The organism is Bradyrhizobium sp. HKCCYLRH2047 (assembly GCF_051168175.1).
Lineage (GTDB): Bacteria > Pseudomonadota > Alphaproteobacteria > Rhizobiales > Xanthobacteraceae > Bradyrhizobium.
The window spans coordinates 241,687-265,115 of sequence record NZ_JBNPUM010000001.1 but is presented as its reverse complement, the minus strand read 5'-3'; the positions used below and the strand labels follow the sequence as shown (position 1 = coordinate 265,115).

Genomic DNA, 23,429 nt, shown 5'->3' with positions numbered 1-23,429 from the left:
CCGTCCCAGCCCTTTTCGTCTTCGTCGAGCATCATGTTCCGCAGGCTGGCACTGCCGGCGGGCCACCGCTCCAGGGGAATGTCGCATGAACCAAGCCGCCAACGCCAATCTGTTCTCCCGCCTGTTCGACGGTCTCGACGATCCCAGCCGTCTCGCGATCGAGACCCATGACGGCCAGCGCATCACCTACGGCGATCTGATCGCGCGCGCGGGCCAGATGGCGAACGTGCTGGTGGCCCGTGGCGTCAAGCCCGGCGATCGCGTGGCGGCGCAGACCGAGAAGTCGGTGTCCGGCCTCGTGCTCTATCTCGCCACGGTGCGTGCCGGAGGCGTCTATCTGCCGCTCAACACCGCCTATACGCTCAACGAGCTCGACTATTTCATCGGCGACGCCGAGCCAACGGTCGTCGTCTGCGATCCGGCCAAGGCCGAGGGCATCGGCGCGCTGGCGGCCAAGGTCGGCGCCAAGGTGGAAACGCTCGACGCGTCCGGCAAGGGCTCGCTGACCGAGGCGGCCGACAAGGCCGATGCAGCGTTCACCACCGCGCCGCGCGGCGCGGATGACCTGGCCGCGATCCTCTACACGTCCGGCACGACCGGCCGCTCCAAGGGCGCGATGCTGTCTCATGACAATCTCGCCTCGAACTCGCTGACCCTGATCGACTACTGGCGCTTCACCCAGGACGACGTGCTGATCCACGCGCTGCCGATCTATCACACCCACGGCCTGTTCGTGGCCAGCAACGTTACGCTGTTCGCGCGGGCGTCGATGATCTTCCTGCCCAAGCTCGATCCTGACCTGATCATCAACCTGATGGCGCGCGCCACCGTGCTGATGGGCGTGCCGACGTTCTACACGCGGCTGTTGCAGAACCCGCGGCTGTCGAAGGAGACGACCAGCCACATGCGGCTCTTCATCTCGGGCTCGGCGCCGCTGCTCGCCGATACGCATCGCGAGTGGTTCGCGCGCACCGGCCATGCCGTGCTCGAGCGCTACGGCATGACCGAGACCAACATGAACACGTCAAATCCTTACGAGGGCGAGCGCGTGCCCGGCGCGGTCGGCTTCCCGCTGCCCGGAGTCTCGGTGCGCGTCACCGATCCCGAGACGGGCAAGGAGCTCGCGCGCGACGACATCGGCATGATCGAGGTGAAGGGCCCGAACGTGTTCAAGGGCTATTGGCGGATGCCGGAGAAGACCAAGTCGGAATTCCGCGACGACGGCTTCTTCATCACCGGTGATCTCGGCAAGATCGACAAACAGGGCTACGTCCATATCGTCGGGCGCGGCAAGGATCTCGTGATCTCCGGCGGCTTCAACGTCTATCCGAAGGAGATCGAGAGCGAGATCGACGCCATGCCCGGCGTGGTCGAGTCCGCCGTCATCGGCGTGCCGCATCCCGATTTCGGCGAAGGTGTCACCGCGGTCGTGGTGCGCCATCCCGGCGCCGATGTCAGCGAGGCCGGGGTGCTCGAGGGTCTCGACGGCCGACTGGCGAAATTCAAGATGCCCAAGCGCGTATTCGTGGTCGACGAGCTGCCGCGCAATGCGATGAGCAAGGTGCAGAAGAACGTGCTGCGTGATCAGTACAAGGACATTTATACGAAGTGACGACGGCCTAGCGCCGTCGTCCGATCGCAAGGCCGGCGAGCGCGGCCAGCGGCGGCGCGGCGCAGATCAGCACGAATTCGAGCACGGCGAGCGAGGCAATCTCATGCTGGATGGCCAGCGCGAGACAGGCGGCGAACAGGCCGGCGGCGGCGAAGCCGAGCACGCAGGTCAGGGGCTCCTCGACGGGCTCGTGCGACGACACCTTGCGCGCCGGCAGTTCCGCCGGGCGTTCAGTGGCTGTCGGTCGCACCGTCGGCAGCGGCATCGAGGCTCCCTGCACCGCGTCTGTTGCACCTCGTTGAGACTAGGCTGCTTCGCCGGGTGGCGACATGCGGCAAAATCGACCGGCGGAGGGCCATGTGCGCGGCGAGGAACGCGGGAGATCGAGGCGCTTTTGCTGCCGCGCGGGCCGGCGCCGAGACAGGTTGTTGCTCCGCGTATCGCTCCGGGCAGGTTTGCAGAATCATCAGATGGCGCTGGCTGTTGTCGCGAAACCGCTCGCTCAGGACCATCGTTAAGCGGTGAATCAGTGCTCGGCGATCGGCGCTATTCAGCTGTTCCGCCACGTTGGCAACGGCCGGGGAGAGGAGGTAGCAATGAATAATGGTTCGCTGCATCCAGCCGCGATCGGTTTCTGGTATACCACGGCGGCGATTGATCCTTTTCCTTCGGGCCGCCTAGTACTGAATCCGCGTTCTATTTTGAGCGATTTGTTCGTTGCAACGCCTGTTCCTTCTCCGTAAATAAAGGCCGCCTTGCCGATCCACACGGCCGCAAGCCCCCCGCGTTCACGGCCCACAAGAAATCATCAAAGCAACCAATGACAGCCAGGATCGAACGACCGCTTTCGCCGCATCTGCAAACCTACCGCTGGACGCTGACGATGATCCTCTCGATCGTCCATCGCGCCACCGGGGTTGCACTATATTTCGGGACGCTGCTGCTGGCCTGGTGGTTGATCGCCGCCGCGTCTGGTCCCAGCGCCTACTCCTACGTCCAGGGCTTCATGGGCAGCTTCCTCGGCCGCCTGATCGTGTTCGGCTACACCTGGGCGCTGCTGCACCACCTGCTGTCCGGCATCCGCCACTTCGTCTGGGACCTCGGCTACGGCTTCAAGCCCAATGAGCGCGAGGCGCTGACCTGGGGTGCCCTGATCGGCGGCATCACCTTGACCGTCCTGGTGTGGATCGTGGCTTACGCGGTGGGAGGCGGCCGATGAGCAACGCACGCGCGAAATCGATGCGGACCCCGCTCGGCCGCGTCCGCAACCTCGGCGCAGCGCATTCCGGCACCGGCGACTTCTGGCGCCAGCGCATCACCGCCGTCGCCATGACCCTGCTGATCGTGCCGGTCGTCGTGGTCGTGATCATGCTGCTCGGCCGCAACCAGGCCGGCGCGGTCCAGATCCTGGGCTCGATTCCGATCGCCGTGATCATGCTGCTGTTCGTGATCGCGAGCTGCTGGCACATGAAGATCGGCATGCAGGTCGTGATCGAGGACTACGTCCACAGCGAGCCGCTCAAGCTCGTTGCGATCATGGCCAATAACTTCTTTGCGGTGACCGTGGCGCTCGCCTCGATCTACGCCCTCATCAAACTGTCCACTGGAGTCTAGCCCATGGCCGGCGGAGCAAATGGCAGCGCGAACGGCGCGCCCGCGACGAACGGAAAAGCCTATCCGATCGAGGACCACACCTACGACGTCGTCGTGGTCGGCGCCGGTGGCGCGGGCCTGCGCGCCGTCGTCGGCTGCAGCGAGGCGGGCCTGCGCACCGCCTGCATCACCAAGGTGTTTCCGACCCGCTCGCACACCGTGGCGGCGCAGGGCGGCATCTCGGCCTCGCTCGGCAACATGCACCAGGACGACTGGCGCTGGCACATGTACGACACCGTCAAGGGGTCGGATTGGCTCGGCGACCAGGACGCGATCGAATACATGGTGCGCAACGCGCCCGAGGCCGTCTATGAGCTCGAGCATTGGGGCGTGCCGTTCTCGCGCACCGAGGACGGCAAGATCTACCAGCGGCCGTTCGGCGGCATGACCCTGGACTACGGCAAGGGCCAGGCGCAGCGCACTTGCGCCGCCGCCGACCGCACCGGCCACGCGATGCTCCACACGATGTACGGCCAGTCGCTGCGGCACGCCGCGGAGTTCTTCATCGAGTTCTTCGCCATCGACCTGATCATGGACGACCAGGGCGTCTGCCGTGGCGTCATCGCGCTGAAGCTCGACGACGGCACGCTGCACCGCTTCCGCGCACAGACCACGATCCTGGCGACGGGCGGCTATGGACGCGCCTTTGCCTCCTGCACCTCGGCGCACACCTGCACCGGTGACGGTGGCGGCATGGCGCTGCGCGCCGGCCTGCCGCTGCAGGACATGGAGTTCGTGCAGTTCCACCCGACCGGCATCTACGGCTCCGGCTGTCTGGTCACCGAAGGCGCGCGCGGCGAAGGCGGCTATCTCGTCAACGCCGAGGGCGAACGCTTCATGGAGCGCTACGCGCCATCCGCCAAGGACCTCGCCTCGCGCGACGTCGTCTCCCGCGCGATGACCATCGAGATCCGCGAAGGCCGCGGCGTCGGCCGGAAGAAGGACCACATCTTCCTGCATCTCGACCATCTCGATCCGAAGGTGCTGGCCGAGCGTCTGCCCGGCATCTCCGAATCGGCCAAGATCTTCGCCAATGTCGACGTCACCCGCGAGCCGATCCCGATCGTGCCGACGGTGCACTACAACATGGGCGGCATCCCGACCAACTATCACGCCGAGGTGCTGACCAAGAAGGACGGCGACGACAACGCGATCGTCCCCGGCCTGATGGCGGTGGGCGAGGCCGCCTGCGTCTCCGTGCACGGCGCCAACCGGCTCGGCTCGAACTCCCTGATCGACCTCGTGGTGTTCGGCCGCGCGGCGGCGCTGCGACTGGCGGAGAAGCTGACGCCGAACGGCAAGCAGCCGGACCTGCCGAAGGACTCCGCCGACAAGGCGCTCGGCCGGCTCGACCATTATCGCCATGCCTCCGGCGGCACGCCGACCGCGAAGCTGCGCGAGAGCATGCAGAACGTGATGCAGACCAACTGCGCCGTGTTCCGCACCGGCGAGGTGCTGCAGGAAGGCCATAACCTGATCCACAAGGTGTATGGCGGCATCGGCGACATCGCCGTGTCTGACCGCTCGCTGGTGTGGAATTCCGACCTGATCGAGACGCTCGAGTTCGACAATCTGATCGCGCAGGCGGTCGTGACGATGGACTCGGCCGTCAATCGCACCGAGAGCCGCGGCGCCCATGCGCGCGAGGATTTTCCGGATCGCGACGACACGAACTGGATGAAGCACACGCTGGCGTGGATCGACAGCAAGGACGGCAAGACGACGATCGATTACCGCCCGGTGCACAACTACACCATGACCAACGACGTGCAGTACATTCCGCCGAAGGCGCGCGTGTACTGATCGCGTGTGACCTGAGCCCGACCGTCAAACCCAAGAAGGCCTTCCGAAATGGCTGAGTTCGCACTTCCAAAGAATTCTCAGATCACCGGTGGCAAGACCTGGCCCAAGCCGGCCGGTGCCACCGAGGTTCGCGAGTTCAAGGTCTATCGCTGGAATCCGGACGACGGCAAGAATCCGAGCGTCGACACCTACTACGTCGACGTCAACGATTGCGGCCCGATGGTGCTCGACGGCCTCATCTGGATCAAGAACCACATCGATCCGTCGCTGACCTTCCGCCGCTCCTGCCGCGAGGGTGTGTGCGGCTCCTGCGCGATGAACATCGACGGCCAGAACACCCTGGCCTGCACCCGCTCGATGCACGACGTGAAGGACGGCGCGGTCAAGATCAATCCGCTGCCGCATCAGCCCGTCGTGAAGGACCTGGTGCCCGACCTCACCAATTTCTACGCGCAATACGCCTCGATCGAGCCCTGGCTGAAGACGACCTCGCCGACGCCGCAGAAGGAATGGCGGCAGAGCCACGAGGATCGCGAGAAGCTCGACGGCCTTTACGAGTGCATCCTGTGCGCCTGCTGCTCGACCTCGTGCCCGAGCTACTGGTGGAACAGCGAGCGTTATCTCGGACCCGCCGCGCTGCTGCAGGCGACGCGCTGGGTCAAGGACAGCCGCGACGAAGCCACCGGCGAGCGGCTCGACAATCTCGAGGACCCGTTCCGGCTGTACCGCTGCCACACCATCATGAACTGCGCCAAGGCCTGCCCGAAGGGGCTGAACCCCGCCGAGGCGATCGCGGAACTCAAGTTCAAGCTGGTCGAGCGGCAGATCTAGCCGGGCGGACAGCTTTACCGATCATGCGCCCGGAACCGGCACAAGTTCCGGGCGCAGCGAGTTTGTAGCCGCCGTCGATTGCGTTAAGCTCGTGGCCCTTTGAGGCCGGAGCGACCGTGCAGACCGCACAACGCAAATCGCTGACGATGCTGCGCTGGATGATGGTCGCGTCACTTGCGCTTCCTGTCGCTCTGTTCGTGATCGCGGCCTACGTCTCCCACGGCACGACATATGAGGAGGCCGATCGCGAGATCAGCCGCTCGCTCGAAATCGTCCACGAGCACGCGCTGAAGGTGTTCGAGACCATCGAGCGCAGCCTCTCGGAGATCGACGAGGTCGTCCGCGACCTGTCGGATGCCGACATCAAGGCGCGCGAGCAGGCGCTGCACGCCCGGTTGCGACAATTGTCGGACGCGCTGCCGCAGATGAAGTCCGCCTGGGTGTTCGACGCCAATGGCCGGCCGCTGGTCAACAGCATGATCTATCCGGCGCCGGACATGACGTTCCTCGACCGCGACTACTTCAGCGCCCACGTCAAGGACAGCATCGGCACCTTCATCGGCGCGCGGTTGACGCCGCGGCCGCCCTATCAGGGCGCGCCGTTCTTCAGCATCAGCCGCCGCCGCCAGAGCGACGACGGCAGCTTCACCGGTATCATCCAGGCCTCGGTGCTGCCGGATTATTTCGAGCACTTCTACGCCCGGATCGGCCGGGCACCCGGCAGCTACTTCGCGCTGCGCCGCTTCGATGGTCTCATCCTGGCGCGCTTCCCGGGCGGCGGGAGAGGCGCGGCTGCAGGGCCCAGCGACATTCCCGCCGGGGCCGCAGATGCGGAGCAGCTCGTCACCGAGATCTCGCCGGTCGATGGCGTCGAGCGTCTCGTCGGGTATCAGCGGCTCGGCGGCTATCCGGTCTACGTCTCGGCGGGGCTGGCGACGTCGATCATCCGCAACCGCTGGCTCGGCACGATCGGCCGGCACCTCATCTTCGGCATCCCGGCCACCGCGCTGCTCATCGTCTTCCTGACCCTTGCCCAGCGGCGGACCGAGCGCCTGCATGTCGAGGCCGCCCGCCGCCTCGAGGCCGAGGATGCGCTCAAGCACGGTCAGCGCATGGAGGCGCTGGGACAACTGACCGGCGGCGTCGCGCACGACTTCAACAATCTGCTGACCGTGATCCGGGCCTCGGCCGACCTGTTGCGCCGGCCGGATCTGGCTGACGAACGGCGGCAGCGCTATATCGACGCGATCTCGGATACGGTGGCGCGCGCATCGAAGCTCACGTCGCAGCTCCTCGCGTTCGCCCGGCGCCAGACGCTGAAGCCCGAGGTGTTCGACATCGGCCGCAGCGTCATCGCCCTGCGCGACATGACCAAGACCCTGGTCGGGTCACGCGTCGAGGTCGTGATCTCCGTTCCCGACGAGCCGTGCTACGTCAATTCCGACGCTGGCCAGTTCGAGACGGCGCTGATCAACCTGGCCGTCAATGCCCGCGACGCAATGGCCGGCCAGGGACGTCTCAGCATCACCGTCGCCCCCGCAGCGGCGCTGCCGACTCCGGCGGCGCCGCACGACCGTCCGCCGCTGGGCTATGTCGCCATCAACGTCCAGGACACCGGCGTCGGCATCCCGTCGGAGCATTTCGGACGCATCTTCGAGCCGTTCTTCACGACCAAGACCATCGGCCAGGGCACCGGCCTCGGCCTCTCGCAGGTGTTCGGCTTCGCCAAGCAGTCTGGCGGCGAAGTCGGGGTCACGAGCGAGAAGGGCCGCGGCGCGACGTTCACGCTCTATCTGCCGCGCGTCGCTCCAGCCCAGGTGCAGCGCGGCGAGGACGGTAGCCATGCCGAGCCGATCGGCGGTCGAGGCATGTCGGTGCTGGTGGTCGAGGACAACATCGACGTCGGCAGGTCGGCGACCGAAGCGCTGGCCGAGCTCGGCTATCGGACCACGCTGGTCGACAACGCCCGGGACGCGCTGGAGGAGCTGATCGGCGGCACCAGCCGATTCGACGTCGTCTTCACCGATGTCGTGATGCCCGGCATGACCGGGCTGGAACTTGCCGAGGAAATCAGGCGGCTCGAGCTCAACGTGCCGGTCGTGCTCGCGAGCGGTTACAGCCATGTGCTGGTGCAGCAGGGCACGCATGGCTTCGAGCTGTTGCGCAAGCCCTATTCGATCGAGGAATTGTCGCGCGTGCTGCACAAGGTCGTTCCGGTGCCGCTGTATCGCGCCCCACCCATGGCGCCGAACACGCAGGTGCCGTGAGACCGGCACGCATTGCGCGGGAACCCGGACGGGAACCTTCTGGTTGCGTTGCTGTTATCGCGCCATGGGACAGGTTCAGGACATCGCGCGGCCGGGGGCACAGGCGCCCGAGAAGGCGCCGATCATCGAGATCGCGGCCGAGAATGGCGCTGAGGTCGAGCCGCCGCCGCCCGAATTGGTGGAGCCTGATCCGGAGCTGTCGCCCGAAGAGGCCGAGCAACTGCGCAAGCGCTATCTGCTGACCCGGTTCTGGATCAGCGCCCGCGGTTATTGGGGCCGGAGCGGCGAACGTCTGGCGTGGGCGTTCACGATCGGGCTGCTGGTCCTGATCGTTGCGACTGTCGGATTTCAGTACGGCATCAACGTCTGGAATCGGTCGATCTTCGACGCGATCGAGAAACGCGATTCCGCGACCGTCTTTCATCTCACCGCGATCTTCTTTCCGCTCGCGATCGGCAGCGTCATCCTCGGCGTCGCCCAGGTCTATGCGCGGATGGCGATCCAGCGGCGTTGGCGCGCGTGGCTGACCAACAGCGTCATCACCCGCTGGCTGACCAGCGGGCGCTACTATCAGCTCAATCTCGTCAGCGGCGACCACAAGAATCCGGAATACCGGATCGCCGAGGACCTGCGCGTCGCAACCGATTCGCCGGTCGACTTCATCGCCGGCGTGACCTCTGCGCTGCTGTCGGCCGCGACGTTCATCGTCGTGCTCTGGACCATCGGCGGCGCGCTGACGTTGCATCTCGGCGCGACCGAGATCACCATTCCCGGTTTTCTGGTCATTGCTGCGATCGTGTACGCCGCCATCGCCTCGGGCTCGATCATGACGATCGGCCGCCGCTTCGTGCAGGTGTCCGAGGACAAGAACCAGGCCGAGGCCGATTTCCGTTATACCCTGACCCGCGTCCGCGAAAACGGCGAGAGCATCGCCCTGCTCGGCGGCGAGACCGAGGAGCGCGCCGGCATCGACCGGACGTTCGGTAACGTGCTGCAGCAATGGGCGCGGCTCGCCGGCCAGCATATGCGCACCACGCTGGTGTCGCAGGGCTCCAGCCTCATCGCTCCGGTCGTGCCGCTGCTGTTGTGCGCGCCGAAATTTCTCGACGGCAGCATGACGCTCGGGCAGGTGATGCAGGCCGCGAGCGCATTCACGATCGTGCAGACTGCGTTCGGCTGGCTGGTCGACAATTATCCGCGTCTCGCGGATTGGAACGCCTGTGCCCGCCGCATCGCCTCGCTGATGATGTCGCTCGACGCGCTGGAGCGTGCAGAGCGGGGCGACGGCATTGGCCGTATCAAGCGCGGCGAGACCGCCGGCGAAGCGATGCTCAGTCTGAATGATCTGCAGGTGACGCTCGACGACGGCACCGCCGTGGTCGGCGAAACCGAGGTCGTCGTCGATCCCGGCGAGCGACTCCTGGTCGCCGGCGAATCCGGCACCGGCAAGAGCACGCTGGTGCGCGCCATTGCCGGCCTGTGGCCGTGGGGCGGCGGCAGCATCGACTTCCATCCCGACCGGCGGCTGTTCATGCTGCCGCAGCGCCCCTACGTGCCCTCGGGCAGCCTGCGCCGGGCCGTCGCCTATCCCGGCGCCGCCGAGGACTGGAGCGTGGCGCAGGTCGGCGAAGCCCTGCACAAGGTCGGGCTCGATCATCTCAAGGACAAGATCGAGGAGGAGGCGCCGTGGGACCAGACGCTCTCCGGCGGCGAGAAGCAGCGCCTCGCTTTCGCGCGCCTGCTGCTGCACAGCCCCGACATCGTCGTGCTCGACGAAGCCACCTCCGCGCTCGACGAGAAGAGCCAGGACAAGATGATGGAGATGGTGACGAGCGAGCTGCCGAAGGCGACCATCGTGAGCGTGGCGCACCGGGTGGAGCTGGAGGCCTTCCATAGCCGCAAGATCGTGCTCGAGCGGCGCAAGGGCGGCGCCAAGCTCGTCAGCGACATCGACCTCATTCCGCGCAAGGGGAAGCGTCGCCTCATCGGACGTTTCCTGCGCCAGCGCAAGGCGGCCTGAGCGCCTCGCGCCCCTGCCGCAGCGCTGTCCCGGTGACGACACAATGCGGACACGCCGCCTGCATTGGAGATCGCAGCGAAACCGGCTATCACACGTCGCCTTCAGCCCAGGACGCGACCTTGACGCCCGACAACGATCCTTCTCCGCCTCCCTTTGGTGCCTTCGCTCCCAACGCCGCCCAGGCGCTGGTGATCCGGCTGGCGCACGGCTCCGGGCTCAAGCGCGGCGCGTTCCGGCCGATGTTGACGCGCGTCGTCAATGTGCTCGGGGCGGGCCCCGTTGACGTCGGCTATCAGGGCGCCAGTTTCCGCTTCTACCATCAGCTCAGTGCGACCGAGCGCGGCGCGCTGTTCAATCCCGACTACAATCGCGAGGAGCTGGATTTCCTGCGCAGCCACGTTCCGCAGGGCGGCGTGGTGGTGGATATCGGCGCCAATGTCGGAACGTTCGCCTTGCCGCTGGCCCGTCACGTCGGGCCCGACGGCCTCGTGATCGCGGTGGAGCCGCATCCGGTCACGCATGCGCGGCTGAGCTTCAACCGTGCTGCGTCCGCGCTGTCCCAGGTCAGGCTGGTGGCAGCGGCCGCAGGCGACAGCGACGGCGAGGTGATGATCGAGACGGACGGTGACAATCTCGGCGCCAGCCATATCGTGATCGGCGAGGCCGGAGCGGAGGCATTCAAGGTCCCATCGTTGCGGCTGCAGACCATCCTCGAACAGGCCGGAGCGACCAAGGTCGACGCGCTGAAGATCGACGTGGAAGGTTTCGAGGACCGCGTGCTGACCTGCTTCTTCCGTGACGCGCCTGCCGCCTTGTGGCCGCGGGCGGTGGTCATCGAACATCTGTCGCGCGACGAATGGCAGAACGACTGCCTCGCCGACATGCTCGGCCGCGGTTACCGCGAGAGCGGCCGCACCCGCAGCAACACGCTGCTGCTGCGCGGCTGAACCGCGCATCCGTCCGCTTTCCTTGCTACGTCCGGAACGCGGCGCCCCACGCTGCGTTGTCGGCCCTGACATCAAGGGAGCCGGCCATGAGCAATGACGACGCGCGCGATCAGGATCGCGTTTGGGACCTGATGAAGAAGATCGGATTTGCGATGCTGGTCACCCGCGACGGTGACAGGCTTCGAGCACGGCCGATGAGCGCCTATCTCGCGCGCGACGAGAACATGATCTATTTCCTCACCGACGCGCGGCGTCACAAGGACGAGGAGATCGCGCGGTCGCCGCAGATCAATCTGTCGTTTGCGGACGCCGGAGCCCAGAAATACGTCTCGCTGACGGGCACGGCAGCCGTCTCCAACGATCGCGGCAAGATCCGGGAGCTCTTCTCGACGCCGGCTAAGGCCTGGTGGGACAGCGCCGAGGATCCGAACATCCGCCTGTTGAAGATCACGCCTGATGACGCCGAGTTCTGGGATTCGCCCGGCACGGTCGTGAGCTACGTCAAGATGGCGGCGGCCGCGGTGACCGGCACGCGTCCCGACCTCGGCGACAACCGCAAGGTCGCGATGTGATGCCGATCGAACCGCCAGAGATTCCGCCGGCGACGCCGGGCCATCCGGTTGAACCGCCGCAGGAAGACCCGGTCGGCAATCCGCAGCCCGACATTCCGCCGCCGGTGTACGAGCCTGATGCGCCGGCGCCGCCGCGCGAGCTGCCAGGGCCGACGCCGGACGAAATCCCCGGCCGAGGGCCGCTCGGTCCCACCACACCGAATCCGGCCACGGATTGACCGCGATTGGACGGTCATGATGATCGCCTGCCAAGGGCTTGGCCGCGAGCCGGTCCGCATCTCTGCGGTTACGCCAAGCCCTTGAAAATCAAGGCTGAATGAAACCTGAATGGCGGCCCCGCGGTGGTGGCTTCGCGTCGAAATAAATCCGCCTGCGGATTTGAACTGCGCCACAATCCGGCCTAACCCATACTCGTTGATCTCTCCGTGCTTGAAAAAGATCGTTCCGGGAAAACAAGACACATGAGCAAACTTCGCGTCCTGCTGCTGGCGACGACTGCGCTGTCGGCGATGCAACTGATGAGCTCCGGCTCCCACGCGCGGAGCGCGCCGATGATCATGGCGCAAGGTCCAGGCGGCCCCGGCGGCGAGGTCGGCCCGGACGGTCGGCCCAAGCAGCCGCCGCATGGTCAACCGCCAGGCCCGCCTCAGCGGCCGGCTGGCCCGCCGCCGGCCGCTGCACCGCCCCATCAGGCACCGCCTGCGCCGCCGCCCGCGGCGGCTCCGCCGCGTCCTGCTCCCCCACCGCCTCCCCCGGCTGCGGCACCGCGTCCCGCGCCGCCGCCTCCCCCGCCGCCACCCCGTGCGGAGCCACCGCGCCCCGCGCCCCCGCCGCCGGCGGCTCCCCCGCGTCCGACAACGCCCCCGCCCCCGGTCGCAGCGCCTCCGGCGCATCCGCCGGCCCCGCCGCCCGTGGTGCGCGAGCCTCCGCGTCCAGCAACTCCGCCCGCTCCGCCGCCGCCCGCGGCGGCACCATCGCGGCCAACGCCGCCTGCGCCGCCCGTGGTTGCTCCGCCCCCGCCGCCGAGTGCTGCGCCGAATCAGCGGCCAGGAACCCCGCCGCCTCCGGCTGGCGCAACACCGCCCCATTCGCCGCCACCCGCCGCGGGCCCGTCGCCGCAACCCTCGGCCGCGCCTACTCCACCGTCCGGTGGACCGGGAGGCCGTCCGGGCGCCGGCGGCCCGCCGCCCGGTTCCCCGCAAGGCGGACCCCCGCCGCGAGGGGCTCCGATCCCGCCCGCCGGCACCGTCGCGCCTGCTCCGGGAACTCCGCCGGCGCCACCCGCGCCTCCGGCCGCCCAGACGCCAACACAGCAAGGCACGCCGCCCGTCGCTGGCAGCCCGCCCGGCGGACGTCCGGGAACGGCCCCGGGTGCCCCGGGGGCAGGTCCCGGTGCTGCTGGACCCGGACCGGGACCCGCCGGCGCGCCGCAGGCCGGGCCGGGCGCCGTGCCGCCTGCCGGTCCCCCGGCCATGTCCAATCGGCCGCCGCCGCAGGTCGCCGCGCCACTTCCGGCGCCGCCCCCGCCGACGCCCCAGCAGCTCACGCCGATCGCACCGGGCGCTCCGATGCCCGGGCCGCAGCGGCTGGAAGACTTCCGCGGCCAGCGCCGCGAGGTTCAGGAGGGTGGTCGCACGGTGATCTACGAGCCCGGCCGCGTCATTGTCCGCGACCCGAGCGGACAAGAGTTCGTGCGCCACGATGAGCTCGAGCGCTTCCGCTACGGCGCGCGGGACATCCGCGTCCAGCAGGAGCGTGGCGAGACCCGCACCGTCGTGATCCGTCCCGACGGCAGCCAGATCGTGACGGTCACCACGCCCGACGGCCGGCTGTTGCGGCGCATCCGCCGCGACATCGGCGGCCGCGAGATCATCATCATCGACAACACCTATCGCGATCCGGCTGCGGTCGGCGGCTTCTATGTCGAGTTGCCGCCGCCGGAGATCCGCATCCCCTACAACCGCTACATCGTCGACGCCGAAGAGGCGCCGCCGGATGTCATCTACGACACGCTGATGGCCCCGCCTGTCGAGCGCGTGCAGCGCCGTTACTCGCTCGACGAGGTCCGCTACTCGCCGTCGGTGCGCCAGCTGATGCCGTCGATCGATCTCAACACGATCACTTTCGATACCGGATCGTGGGAGATCGGACCGGAGCAGGCGGCGAAGCTGCAGGTCATCGCCGACGGCCTCAACCAGGCGATCCAGCGCAATCCGCGCGAGGTCTACCTGATCGAGGGCCACACCGACGCGGTCGGCAACGAGACCGACAATCTGTCGCTGTCGGATCGCCGCGCCGAGTCGGTGGCGACGCTGCTGACGCAGCAGTTCGGCGTGCCGGCCGAGAACCTGACCTCGCAGGGCTATGGCGAGCAGTACCTGAAGGAGCAGACGCAGGGGCCGAGCCGCATCAACCGGCGCGTCACGGTCCGCCGCATCACGCCGCTGCTGAATGGCGGCCAGGCCGCGCTGCCGCCGCCGCCTCCGGGCGTCGCGCCGCCGCGCTGAGGCGCTGCGACTCAGTAAAGAAAATGGCCGGGAGCAATCCCGGCCATTTTTCGTTGGAGGCAATCTGTCGCGGCCAACTCGATGTCGTCCCCGCGAACGCGCGGACCCATACTCCCAGGATCCAGTTTTGCGATGGTTGGAGCTACAGCCAGCTCTCACCACGTCAGCCGGTGGTTATGGCTCCTGCGTTCGCAGGGACGACGCCGGTGGAGACGGCGCTCAACCCTTGTCGTGGCCGAGCTGGAAGATCTCCGCGCCGTCCGAACCCGACAGCAGCCCGGTGTCCGAATAGAGCTTCAGCTTGGAGCGGGTGTCGGTGATGTCGAGATTGCGCATCGTCAGCTGGCCGATGCGGTCGGCCGGAGTGAAGGCGGCGTCCTCGACCTTCTCCATGCTCAGCCGCTCCGGCTGGTAGGTCAGGTTGGGGCTCTCGGTGTTGAGGATCGAGTAGTCGTTGCCGCGGCGCAGCTCCAGCGTCACCTCGCCGGTGACGGCGCGCGCCACCCAGCGCTGCGCCGTCTCGCGCAGCATCAAAGCCTGCGAATCGAACCACCGGCCCTGGTAGAGCAGGCGTCCCAGGCGCATGCCGCTGATGCGGTACTGTTCGATCGTATCCTCGTTGTGGATGCCGGTGACGAGCCGCTCATAGGCGATGTGCAGCAGCGCCATGCCCGGCGCCTCGTAGATGCCGCGGCTCTTGGCCTCGATGATGCGGTTCTCGATCTGGTCGCTCATCCCGAGACCATGGCGACCGCCGATCGCGTTCGCCTCCAGGAACAGCGCCACGGCGTCGCCGAAAGTCTGGCCGTTCAGCGCGACCGGCTGGCCCTCCTCAAAGCGGACGACGACGGTTTCCGGCTTGACCACACAGTCCTCGCGCCAGAACGGCACGCCCATGATCGGGTTGACGATGCGGATGCCGCTGTCGAGGCTCTCGAGATCTTTGGCCTCGTGGGTGGCGCCGAGCAGGTTGCTGTCGGTCGAGTACGCCTTCTCGGCGCTCATCTTGTAATTGAAGCCGTTGGCGGTCAGGAACGCCGACATCTCGGCGCGGCCGCCGAGCTCGTCGATGAACTGCTGGTCGAGCCAGGGCTTGTAGATCTTGAGGTTTGGATTGGTGAGCAGGCCGTAGCGATAGAACCGCTCGATGTCGTTGCCCTTGTAGGTCGAGCCGTCGCCCCAAATGTTGACGCCGTCCTCCTTCATCGCGGCGACCAGCATGGTGCCCGTCACCGCGCGGCCGAGCGGGGTGGTGTTGAAATAGGTGATGCCGCCGGTCGAGATGTGGAAGGCGCCGGACTGGATCGCGGCGATGCCCTCATGCACCAGCTGGGTGCGGCAATCGACCAAGCGCGCCTTCTCGGCGCCGAAGCTCAGCGCCTTGCGCGGGATCTCGTCATAGTCGGACTCGTCGGGCTGCCCGAGATTGGCGGTGTAGGCGAAGCAGCGCGCGCCCTTCTGCTTCATCCAGAGCAGCGCGGCGCTGGTGTCGAGGCCGCCGGAAAAGGCGATGCCGACTTTCTCGCCCTTGGGCAGGCTTTTCAGGATCGTGGTCATGGGAGAGTCCAACCGGTGTTGATGGCCGTATCGTTCAGAAATTCGGGCGCGGATAGCAGATTTCGCCCCGATCGGCACGCGATTAATCGGCTTCTCGCTGCGCTCAGGCCGCGGGGCTGGTGTCTGGCTGGCGGCGGCCGAATATCCGTCGCATCAGGCGGTAGCCCGGCCAGGCAAAACGGGTCAGGGCGGCGTCGATCCCGGCGTCGGTCAGGCGGGTGGACGGCCAGCGGTAAATGTAGCCGTGCAGCAGCCAGATCACGACGAAGGTGACGAGGCCGGCGGCGGCGATGTCGGTGAAGAAATGTCCGCCGAACGCCATCCGCAACACCGAGGTGGCGATGCCGAACAGGACGGCGGCGCCGTAGGCGACGGGCCGGATCGCGGGCGGCGTCAGCGCGGCCGGCGCCAGCGTCCAGAATGCGGTGGCGCCCTCGCCGGAGAAGAACGAGCAGTTGCGGCCGCAGCCGCCGCGCGGATCCCACCACGGCACGAACTGCATGTCGCCGCCGAACTCGGTCACGACAACCGGGCGCGGACGGCCCCAATAGGATTTGAAGGTGAAGTTGGTGAGCACGCCGGCCGAAAGCGACAAGGTCAGCAGCAGGAACGCCATGGCGCGGCCCTTCACCAGCAGCGGCCGGTCGGGACGGATGAGCTTCACCACCAGCGCAACGATGGACGGCAGCGCGATGCCCCAGGCAACCCACATCGCGGCATCGCGCGCGAACGCGGCATAGCCGTCGAGCTTCACGGGGAAGCTGCGCGTGTGGGAATCGTAGAACAGCGCGGCGAGCTTGAGGTCGAGCTCGGGATAGACGCCGAACAGCACGCCGATGACGAGCGCGAGCGACAATGCGATGAAGAGTCCAGTGCGGTTCATGGCGCGCGGTTTAGCGAAAGCGGGTGGCGATGGAAAGGCCGCGCGCTCACCGCGGCGACCCCGACGGAAGCGGAGGGGGCGGCGGCAGAGGCGGCGACGGCTCGCGCCAGCGGCCGGCGTTGCGACCGGCGATCAGCCAATAGGCCAGCCCTCCGACGATGCCGGCGCCGGTCAGGATCTCGAGATGGCGGCGCACGATGCCCTCGAACCGGAAGGTCTCGGGATCGAACGGGACCAGGCCAAGATAGCAGGCGGCGCCGACCACGCCGCCGCCGATCGCATAGGCGAGCACGCTGCGGATCGAGAACGCCTCGGTGATCAGCGCGATCAGCAGCGCCGGGATCAGCGCGAACCCCGACACGAAGATGAAGCCGAAGCCGATGATGACCTCGAACGCGCCCTGGTCGATCGGGCCGTTGCCGAGATCGGAGAACTCCGGGAACAGGATCGCGGTCACGACGATCAGCCCGGCCAGGAAGCACGCGGCGAGAAAGGCGAACGCGATCACGACGAGACGGCCGATCAGCGCCATGGCTCTAGACCCGCGTTAGACAAGCAAGGCTCCGTTTTCTTCGCTCGTCATGGCCGGGCTTGACCCGGCCATCCATCACTCGATCAAGATCGCGTCATGCTGGCGGATGGATGGCCGGGTCAAGCCCGGGCATGACGAGTTGCTTGAAGTCGCCGAGGATTAGAAGAATCAATCCGTCATCGCCATCGCGCGCAGCGCCTGACGCTCCCGTGCGGACAACTTCTCCGTCTCCGACTTCAACTGGCCGCAGGCGGCGAGGATGTCGCGGCCGCGCGGCGTGCGCACCGGGGACGAATAGCCGGCGTTGAAGACGTATTCGGAGAACTTCTCGATCTGCTCCCAATCCGAGCATTCATATGCCGAGCCGGGCCAGGGATTGAACGGAATCAGGTTGATCTTGGCCGGGATTCCTTTCAGCAGCTTCACCAGCAGCCGGGCGTCATCGAGCGAATCGTTGACGCCCTTGAGCATCACATATTCGAAGGTGATGCGGCGCGCGTTGGAGGCGCCGGGGTAGTCGCGGCAGGCCTGCAGCAGCTCGGCAATCGGATATTTGCGATTGAGCGGCACCAGTTCGTTGCGCAGCTCGTCGCGCACGGCGTGCAGCGAGATCGCCAGCATGACGCCGATCTCCTCGCCGGCGCGCTTGATGTTCGGCACGACGCCGGACGTCGACAGCGTGATCCGGCGGCGGGAGATGCCGATGCCCTCGTTGTCCGAGACGATCAGCAGCGCGTCGCGCACCGCGTCGAAATTGTACAGCGGCTCGCCCATCCCCATCATGACGATGTTGGTGATGAGCCGGTTGCCGAGCGGGGTCTCGCGGTCGGCCCAGTCGTTCAACCGGTCGCGCGCCACCATCACCTGGCCGACGATCTCGCCGGCCGTCAGGTTGCGGACCAGCCGCTGCGTGCCGGTGTGGCAGAACGAACAGTTCAGCGTGCAGCCGACCTGCGACGAGACGCAGAGCGTGCCGCGGTCGGTCTCGGGGATGTAGACGCACTCGACCTCGTGCGCCTTCTGCAGATTGTCGCCGCTCGGCAGCCGCAGCAGCCATTTGCGGGTACCGTCGTTGGAGATCTGCTCGGCCACGACCTCGGGACGGTCGACGGTGAAATGCTCGGCCAGCGCGGTGCGTGTGTCCTTCGACACCGACGTCATCTCGTCGAACGAGCTGGCGCCGCGGAAATAGATCCAGTGCCACAACTGCTGCACCCGCATCTTCTGCTGGCGCTCGGGTACTCCGACCTCGCCCAGTCTCGCGGCCAGCTCCGCGCGCGACAGGCCGATCAGCGAGGGCTTCGCCGGCGGGACGTAGGTTTCGAGCGGAGTCTTTTCGAGGGGCGCAGATAAGTCGCGCAGCCCGGCAGTCGTTGCCATGTCGAGGAGCCCAAAGTGCTGCCCGGCCGCGGCGGCCGAAGGCGTTCAGCGGGTTTATATAACGATCCGGCCGGCAAATGCGACCCGCCTGACGAGCGGTACCGGCGGCCGCCGTCTACCGGCGGCAATCCTGCGCGATGCGGTCGAGCGCCTGGGCGAGCCCCTTCAGCGAGAACACGTCGGTGGTCTCCGTGCCCTTGGCCGAAACGCCCTTGACCACCGCCTCGGGCGCCTTGCGCATGGACTCGACCATCCGCTCTTCCTCGGCGGCGTTCTTGATCCAGAGCCCGTCACCCTGGGTATACATGGCATAGGAGGCACCGCCGACCTCCACCGCGGCGTCGGATCCGGGCTTCAGCGCATAGCCGATCATGATCGAAACCTCGTTGAAGACCTTCTCGGAGGGCCGGGTCGACACGAAGGCATAGGCGGGATCGCGCGGACGGTTGGGCGGATTGGTCTTGGAGGTTGTCGGCTTGGCCAGCGCGAAGCAGACCTTCTTGCCGCCGGGCATCGCGGTGTAGGCGCCCCAGCCGCCGAACTGTCCGATCAGCGTCGGTTCCGCGCCGCCGATGCTGGGAACGGCCGGCTTCGATTCCGATTTCGGTGCGGCCTTCGGATGCGGAGCTGCGGCCTTTGGCGCGGCGCTCTGTGCCACGACGAGGCTCGGAGCTCCGAACAGCAGCACGCCGCCGACCAGCGTTGTCAACAATCGCCCGAACAACATGATACGTTGAGTTCCCCCGCGACTTCGTTCCACCAATATTGTGACTGGAAAATGGCCCGGAATCGCTGACCGTGGTCGCGATGGATAGCGGCTAAATGCACCGCTTGCAAAGGCCGCAGAGCCGGATTGTCCGGCGCTTCGCGTCCTCGGGCCGGCGCCGCGCCCATGCCGCGGCCCGATGATGATTGTGGCGCGGCGGCAAATCCGGCATGACGTTCCCAAAGCCGGACCTCGATCCGGCGGCAACGACCAAGGAGCGCCCATGAAAGCCATTCTCTGCTCGCAATTCTGTCAGCCCGACGATCTCGTCCTCACCGAGGTGCCAGATCCGGTGGCCGGTCCCGGCGAGGCCGTGATTGCGATCAAGGCGGCGGCGCTGAACTTCTTCGACATCCTGATGATCCAGGGTAAGTACCAGATCAAGCCGCCGTTCCCGTTCTCGCCGGGCGCAGAGGTCGCAGGTGTCATCGAGAGCGTTGGCGATGGCGTCACCGACCTGAAGGTCGGCGACCGTGTCGTCGCCTCCTGCGGCCACAACGGCGCGCGCGAAAAGATCGCGCTGCCGGCCGCGTCGATCGTCAAGATTCCGGACAATCTCGATTTCGATCGCGCCGCCGGCATCATCATCATCTACGGCACCGCGCTGCATGCGCTGGAGGATCGTGCCAGTCCGAAGCCGGGCGAGACGCTGGCCGTGCTTGGTGCCGCCGGCGGCACCGGCCTTGCCGCTTGCGAGCTGGGCAAGCTGATGGGGCTGAAGGTCATCGCCTGTGCCTCTTCGGACGAGAAGCTCGAATTCGCCAGGCAGCACGGCGCGACGCTGACGTTGAACTACGCCAAGGAGGATCTCAAGGAGGGGCTGCGGCGGCTCACCGACGGCAAGGGCGCCGACATCATCTTCGATCCCGTCGGTGGCACCTACGCCGAGGCCGCGCTGCGCTCGATCGCTTGGGAAGGCCGGTTCCTGGTGATCGGCTTCGCCGCCGGCGACATCCCGAAGATGCCGCTGAACCTCGCGCTGCTGAAGGGCTGTGATATCCGCGGCGTGTTCTGGGGCGCCTGGACCCGACTCAACCCCGCCAAGAACCGCGCGAACCTCGAAAAGCTGGTGCGGTGGACCGCGGAGGGCAAGCTGTCGTCGCATGTCGACCGCACCTTCCCGCTGGCGCAGACCGCCGATGCCTTGAAGGTGCTGGCCGGCCGCCAGGCGATGGGCAAGGTGATCCTGCACCCCTGAGGACGTCGCGCAATGAAGGCCCCCGGGGTTGCTGTATTCCCCCGGGGTGGCCTCGCCCTGATCCGCGCAACCAAACCGGGCAGAGCCCTGTCTGTTCTGCGGGCGCAAGGCTCGAGCCGAGCCGGCCCGAGGTCGCTGTGACATCCGCGCGATGCGCGGCGGTCGCAAATTTGTTCGGCGGGCTGCCGCGCCGGCGTCACGGATTCGCAACCGGAAGCAGAAAATCCGAAAACGAGCATTTCTTGGTTAACGCAACCTCGCCACATTATGGCATAGTTAATTGTAGGGCTTTGCCGTTGTTATCTCGACGTTTCTGGATTTGGTGCCGTGCGATGTCGCACGTGCGTCGCCACAATCAGATCAAAATATTTCCAGAATCATGCCGGCTCTCGTCCACTTTTAGTCGGATTCAATTAGTCAATTAGTTGTCGGCAGTGGGGTGCCTCTGGCAATCGTGACGTGTCTCGAGCTTCTGACGGGCTTGGGACCAAAAGTATGTTGCGTGAAGTTGAGATGGGGATGAAGGCCATGGCTGAGCGGACGACGCGCGGACGTTTCAACAACAGAACTCCTTCGGAGCCTGACTTCAGGCCTTTCCCCGACGAACTCCCTCAGGAGCGCCCACCGAACTATCGTTTCGGCCGGTCGACCCAGGACAATTATCCAAACGACGAATCGATGCCGATGTTCCTCTCTGAGTATGAGAGCGGCAATCAGATCGACAGCACGCATTTCGAGGACCAGTGGCCGGCGCGGACCCGCCGCGTCTCGATCTCGTCCCGGATCCTTCTCGCCGTGGTGGCTGCGGCCGGCGTCGCGGTGCTCTTCGCGCTTGTCACCTCGGATGCGACGCGCGACCTGATCGCCAGTGCCAAGGCTTCCATCATCGGCGCCACGCCGGATCCGACGGCCCCGCCGCAGGCCACCAACACGCAGCTCACCGCGCGCGACATGCAGCTGAACGAGCCGGCGCGACTGCCGCCCGAGCCGCCGGCTGCCGCTGCGGCGCCGGTGCAGACGGCAGCCGTCGCCCCGACGCGTGACGACATCGCCAACGCCTACCAGACAGCGCTGCAGAATCGCAGCGTGACGCAGCCTGCGCCGGTTGCAGCACCGCCGAGCTTCGCCACGGCACCGGCCGCGCCGGCCCCGAGCGCGATGGAGCCGTCCTCGATCAATTCGCCTGGCGCGGGATCGGCAATCGTCGCACCCGGCCTCGGCGCCGTGACCGCCGCTCCGCCGCCCGCGCAGGTCCGCCGGCTCGATCCCGACGAACTCGCGGGCATCATGAAACGCGCCAAGAGTCTGCTGGCCGCGGGTGACATCCCGCCGGCGCGACTGCTGCTGGAGCGCGCCGCCGAGGCGCAAGAACCGGCCGCGGCGCTGATGCTGGCGCAGACCTACGATCCCCACGTGCTGGGAACGAAGGACATCCGCAATATCAATGCCGATCCGGCTGCGGCTCGCAACTGGTACCGCCGCGCCGCCCAACTCGGCTCGTCAGAGGCGCAGCGCAGGCTCGATCAGCTGCAGAACTGAACGCTCGTGACGGCAGCGATGCCGCCCCGTTTCATTTTTTTGTTTCACGCATGATTTTCGGGTCCGTTCAGGGGCGACGCCAGCCGAGACTTGGCGCTGCCCGCGTCCGGCTCGCAACCATGTGCCAGCCTTACATCAAGGGGGACAGATGCGACGTCTTGTTGGAGCGGCCCTAGCCGCAATGATGATAGCGTGCGGTTTTGCTGCCCACGCCGAGGAAGGCGAGTTCGACCCGGCCAAGGTGAGCGACAGCCTCAAGGCGATCTTCCAGTTCGGCTCGGTGCAGACCAAGCAGGCGCTGAACGCCAACACGGTGACGCTCATCACCGGCACGATCGGCGGCACCTATGTGCAGTTCGGCGCCGACCTGGCCTCGCTGCTCGACGACGGCAACAATCTGCGCGTCCTGCCGATCGTCGGCCGCGGCTCGGTGCAGAGCGTGGCCGACATTCTGTTCCTGCAGGGCGTCGATCTCGGCATCGTCCGCGCCGATACGCTCGACTATCTCGAGCGCAAGGGTTTCGCCAAGGACATCAAGCGGCAGTTCACCTACGTCACCAAGCTCTACAATGAAGAGATGCAGGTGATCGCGCCGCGCGCGGTGCGCAACCTGCGTGACCTCGAGGGCCGCCGCGTCAGCGTCGACCTGCCGAATGGCGGCACCTTCGTCACGGCGCTGACGGTGTTCGAGCGGCTTGGCCTGCGCGCCAACTTCGCCTACATCGAGCAGCGCATCGCGATGGAGAAGCTGAAGCGCGGCGAGCTCGATGCCGTCATCGTGGTCGGCGGCAAGCCCTACAAGTCGGTCTCGACCTTCGTGAACGACGGCCGCTTCCATCTCGTCAACGTCGATTACGATCGACCGCTGCAGACCGACTATCTGCCCGCGACCCTGACGGCGAAGGACTACCCGAACCTGATCGCCGAGGGCGAGAAGGTCGACACGATCGCGGTGCCGGCCGTGCTCGCCGCCTACAATTGGGCGCCGAACACCGACCGCTATCGCAAGCTCGCAACCTTCGTCGACGCCTTCTTCACCAAATTCCCGGCATTCCAGAATCCGCCGTTCCATCCGAAGTGGAAGGAGGTTTCGCTGTCGGCCCCGCTCGCCGGCTGGCAGCGGCTGCCGTCCGCCAGCAAATGGCTGGAGAGCCATGCCATGGAAGGCGCGCAACGCGACCGCTTCGACGACTTCCTGAAGCAGAGCAGCGCCGGCAGGGCGATGCCCAGCCAGGCCGACCGCGAGGCGCTGTTCAAGCAGTACCAGGCCTGGGAGGCCGAGAAGACCGGCAGCGCCCGCGCCCAGGCGCGCGGCCAGCGCTGAGCTCGGAGCGTTCGACGACGTCCCATCAAGAGAAAAGC

The 23,429-nt window shown here is 66.8% G+C and carries 20 protein-coding genes; 14 read left to right on the top strand and 6 right to left on the bottom strand.

What is annotated here, in order from left to right; all coding sequences use genetic code 11:
• The first annotated feature begins 85 nt into the window (after positions 1-85).
• A complete protein-coding gene (locus tag ACQR1D_RS01230; protein ID WP_434893681.1) occupies positions 86-1,612 on the top strand; it encodes a malonate--CoA ligase in 1,527 nt (508 codons plus the stop codon).
• A gap of 7 nt (positions 1,613-1,619) precedes the next feature.
• On the opposite strand, the gene ACQR1D_RS01225 is transcribed toward ACQR1D_RS01230, so the two are convergent.
• Positions 1,620-1,877, bottom strand: coding sequence for a hypothetical protein (locus ACQR1D_RS01225; protein ID WP_315800854.1), 258 nt, complete (start codon positions 1,875-1,877; stop codon positions 1,620-1,622).
• 555 nt (positions 1,878-2,432) lie between these two features.
• On the opposite strand from ACQR1D_RS01225, the gene sdhC reads away from it, so the two are divergent.
• The 10 genes from sdhC (at position 2,433) to ACQR1D_RS01175 (ending at position 14,212) form a co-directional block, all read left to right on the top strand.
• Positions 2,433-2,831, top strand: coding sequence for a succinate dehydrogenase, cytochrome b556 subunit (sdhC, locus tag ACQR1D_RS01220; protein ID WP_315800853.1), 399 nt, complete (start codon positions 2,433-2,435; stop codon positions 2,829-2,831).
• Between the two features lie 20 nt (positions 2,832-2,851).
• The gene (sdhD, locus tag ACQR1D_RS01215) at positions 2,852-3,226 is read left to right on the top strand and encodes a succinate dehydrogenase, hydrophobic membrane anchor protein (RefSeq protein WP_315800930.1); all 375 of its coding nucleotides are present in this window, start codon (positions 2,852-2,854) and stop codon (positions 3,224-3,226) included.
• Between the two features lie 3 nt (positions 3,227-3,229).
• Positions 3,230-5,068: a succinate dehydrogenase flavoprotein subunit gene (gene sdhA / locus ACQR1D_RS01210; protein ID WP_315800852.1), complete on the top strand. Its 1,839-nt coding sequence runs from the start codon at positions 3,230-3,232 to the stop codon at positions 5,066-5,068.
• A gap of 48 nt (positions 5,069-5,116) precedes the next feature.
• On the top strand, positions 5,117-5,899 hold the full coding sequence (locus tag ACQR1D_RS01205) for a succinate dehydrogenase iron-sulfur subunit (protein WP_315800851.1): 783 nt from the start codon (positions 5,117-5,119) through the stop codon (positions 5,897-5,899).
• A gap of 116 nt (positions 5,900-6,015) precedes the next feature.
• The gene (locus ACQR1D_RS01200; protein ID WP_434838758.1) at positions 6,016-8,166 is read left to right on the top strand and encodes an ATP-binding protein; all 2,151 of its coding nucleotides are present in this window, start codon (positions 6,016-6,018) and stop codon (positions 8,164-8,166) included.
• Positions 8,167-8,230: 64 nt separating this feature from the next.
• Positions 8,231-10,186: an ABC transporter ATP-binding protein/permease gene (locus tag ACQR1D_RS01195; RefSeq protein WP_434838759.1), complete on the top strand. Its 1,956-nt coding sequence runs from the start codon at positions 8,231-8,233 to the stop codon at positions 10,184-10,186.
• A gap of 119 nt (positions 10,187-10,305) precedes the next feature.
• Positions 10,306-11,133, top strand: coding sequence for an FkbM family methyltransferase (locus tag ACQR1D_RS01190; RefSeq protein ID WP_316215445.1), 828 nt, complete (start codon positions 10,306-10,308; stop codon positions 11,131-11,133).
• A gap of 86 nt (positions 11,134-11,219) precedes the next feature.
• Positions 11,220-11,705 carry a pyridoxamine 5'-phosphate oxidase family protein gene (locus tag ACQR1D_RS01185; RefSeq protein ID WP_315800847.1) on the top strand — a complete coding sequence of 162 codons (486 nt, stop codon included), beginning with the start codon at positions 11,220-11,222 and terminating at the stop codon, positions 11,703-11,705.
• Positions 11,705-11,923, top strand: a complete 219-nt coding sequence (locus ACQR1D_RS01180) for a hypothetical protein (protein WP_315800846.1) — start codon at positions 11,705-11,707, stop codon at positions 11,921-11,923. Before ACQR1D_RS01185 ends, ACQR1D_RS01180 begins: the two co-directional genes overlap by 1 nt.
• A 243-nt stretch (positions 11,924-12,166) precedes the next feature.
• Positions 12,167-14,212, top strand: coding sequence for an OmpA family protein (locus ACQR1D_RS01175; protein WP_434893682.1), 2,046 nt, complete (start codon positions 12,167-12,169; stop codon positions 14,210-14,212).
• Positions 14,213-14,431: 219 nt separating this feature from the next.
• On the opposite strand, the gene argG is transcribed toward ACQR1D_RS01175, so the two are convergent.
• The 5 genes from argG to ACQR1D_RS01150 all read right to left on the bottom strand — a co-directional run bounded on the left by argG (position 14,432) and on the right by ACQR1D_RS01150 (position 19,291).
• Positions 14,432-15,769, bottom strand: coding sequence for an argininosuccinate synthase (gene argG / locus ACQR1D_RS01170; protein WP_316238588.1), 1,338 nt, complete (start codon positions 15,767-15,769; stop codon positions 14,432-14,434).
• 103 nt (positions 15,770-15,872) lie between these two features.
• Entirely contained in the window at positions 15,873-16,652 is a 780-nt protein-coding gene (locus ACQR1D_RS01165) for a phosphatase PAP2 family protein (RefSeq protein WP_434893683.1), read from the bottom strand.
• 46 nt (positions 16,653-16,698) lie between these two features.
• A complete protein-coding gene (locus ACQR1D_RS01160) occupies positions 16,699-17,184 on the bottom strand; it encodes a hypothetical protein (protein WP_315800842.1) in 486 nt (161 codons plus the stop codon).
• 168 nt (positions 17,185-17,352) lie between these two features.
• Positions 17,353-18,564 carry a 23S rRNA (adenine(2503)-C(2))-methyltransferase RlmN gene (rlmN, locus tag ACQR1D_RS01155; RefSeq protein ID WP_434893684.1) on the bottom strand — a complete coding sequence of 404 codons (1,212 nt, stop codon included), beginning with the start codon at positions 18,562-18,564 and terminating at the stop codon, positions 17,353-17,355.
• A gap of 115 nt (positions 18,565-18,679) precedes the next feature.
• Complete coding sequence (locus tag ACQR1D_RS01150) at positions 18,680-19,291, bottom strand: invasion associated locus B family protein (RefSeq protein ID WP_434893685.1); 612 nt, start codon at positions 19,289-19,291, stop codon at positions 18,680-18,682.
• A 262-nt stretch (positions 19,292-19,553) separates the two neighbouring features.
• On the opposite strand from ACQR1D_RS01150, the gene ACQR1D_RS01145 reads away from it, so the two are divergent.
• The 3 genes from ACQR1D_RS01145 to ACQR1D_RS01135 all read left to right on the top strand — a co-directional run bounded on the left by ACQR1D_RS01145 (position 19,554) and on the right by ACQR1D_RS01135 (position 23,391).
• Positions 19,554-20,528 carry an NADPH:quinone oxidoreductase family protein gene (locus ACQR1D_RS01145; RefSeq protein ID WP_434893686.1) on the top strand — a complete coding sequence of 325 codons (975 nt, stop codon included), beginning with the start codon at positions 19,554-19,556 and terminating at the stop codon, positions 20,526-20,528.
• Positions 20,529-21,056: 528 nt separating this feature from the next.
• The gene (locus ACQR1D_RS01140; protein WP_315800838.1) at positions 21,057-22,067 is read left to right on the top strand and encodes a hypothetical protein; all 1,011 of its coding nucleotides are present in this window, start codon (positions 21,057-21,059) and stop codon (positions 22,065-22,067) included.
• A gap of 148 nt (positions 22,068-22,215) precedes the next feature.
• On the top strand, positions 22,216-23,391 hold the full coding sequence (locus ACQR1D_RS01135; RefSeq protein WP_315800837.1) for a TAXI family TRAP transporter solute-binding subunit: 1,176 nt from the start codon (positions 22,216-22,218) through the stop codon (positions 23,389-23,391).
• Positions 23,392-23,429: the final 38 nt, after the last annotated feature.

Coding starts and splice junctions, on each gene's coding strand:
- ACQR1D_RS01230 (WP_434893681.1), top strand. CDS start 86: ATGAACCAAGCCGCCAACGCCAATCTGTTCTCCCGCCTGTTCGACGGT.
- ACQR1D_RS01225 (WP_315800854.1), bottom strand. CDS start 1,877: ATGCCGCTGCCGACGGTGCGACCGACAGCCACTGAACGCCCGGCGGAA.
- sdhC (WP_315800853.1), top strand. CDS start 2,433: ATGACAGCCAGGATCGAACGACCGCTTTCGCCGCATCTGCAAACCTAC.
- sdhD (WP_315800930.1), top strand. CDS start 2,852: ATGCGGACCCCGCTCGGCCGCGTCCGCAACCTCGGCGCAGCGCATTCC.
- sdhA (WP_315800852.1), top strand. CDS start 3,230: ATGGCCGGCGGAGCAAATGGCAGCGCGAACGGCGCGCCCGCGACGAAC.
- ACQR1D_RS01205 (WP_315800851.1), top strand. CDS start 5,117: ATGGCTGAGTTCGCACTTCCAAAGAATTCTCAGATCACCGGTGGCAAG.
- ACQR1D_RS01195 (WP_434838759.1), top strand. CDS start 8,231: ATGGGACAGGTTCAGGACATCGCGCGGCCGGGGGCACAGGCGCCCGAG.
- ACQR1D_RS01185 (WP_315800847.1), top strand. CDS start 11,220: ATGAGCAATGACGACGCGCGCGATCAGGATCGCGTTTGGGACCTGATG.
- ACQR1D_RS01180 (WP_315800846.1), top strand. CDS start 11,705: ATGCCGATCGAACCGCCAGAGATTCCGCCGGCGACGCCGGGCCATCCG.
- ACQR1D_RS01175 (WP_434893682.1), top strand. CDS start 12,167: ATGAGCAAACTTCGCGTCCTGCTGCTGGCGACGACTGCGCTGTCGGCG.
- argG (WP_316238588.1), bottom strand. CDS start 15,769: ATGACCACGATCCTGAAAAGCCTGCCCAAGGGCGAGAAAGTCGGCATC.
- ACQR1D_RS01165 (WP_434893683.1), bottom strand. CDS start 16,652: ATGAACCGCACTGGACTCTTCATCGCATTGTCGCTCGCGCTCGTCATC.
- ACQR1D_RS01160 (WP_315800842.1), bottom strand. CDS start 17,184: ATGGCGCTGATCGGCCGTCTCGTCGTGATCGCGTTCGCCTTTCTCGCC.
- rlmN (WP_434893684.1), bottom strand. CDS start 18,564: ATGGCAACGACTGCCGGGCTGCGCGACTTATCTGCGCCCCTCGAAAAG.
- ACQR1D_RS01150 (WP_434893685.1), bottom strand. CDS start 19,291: ATGTTGTTCGGGCGATTGTTGACAACGCTGGTCGGCGGCGTGCTGCTG.
- ACQR1D_RS01145 (WP_434893686.1), top strand. CDS start 19,554: ATGAAAGCCATTCTCTGCTCGCAATTCTGTCAGCCCGACGATCTCGTC.
- ACQR1D_RS01140 (WP_315800838.1), top strand. CDS start 21,057: ATGGCTGAGCGGACGACGCGCGGACGTTTCAACAACAGAACTCCTTCG.
- ACQR1D_RS01135 (WP_315800837.1), top strand. CDS start 22,216: ATGCGACGTCTTGTTGGAGCGGCCCTAGCCGCAATGATGATAGCGTGC.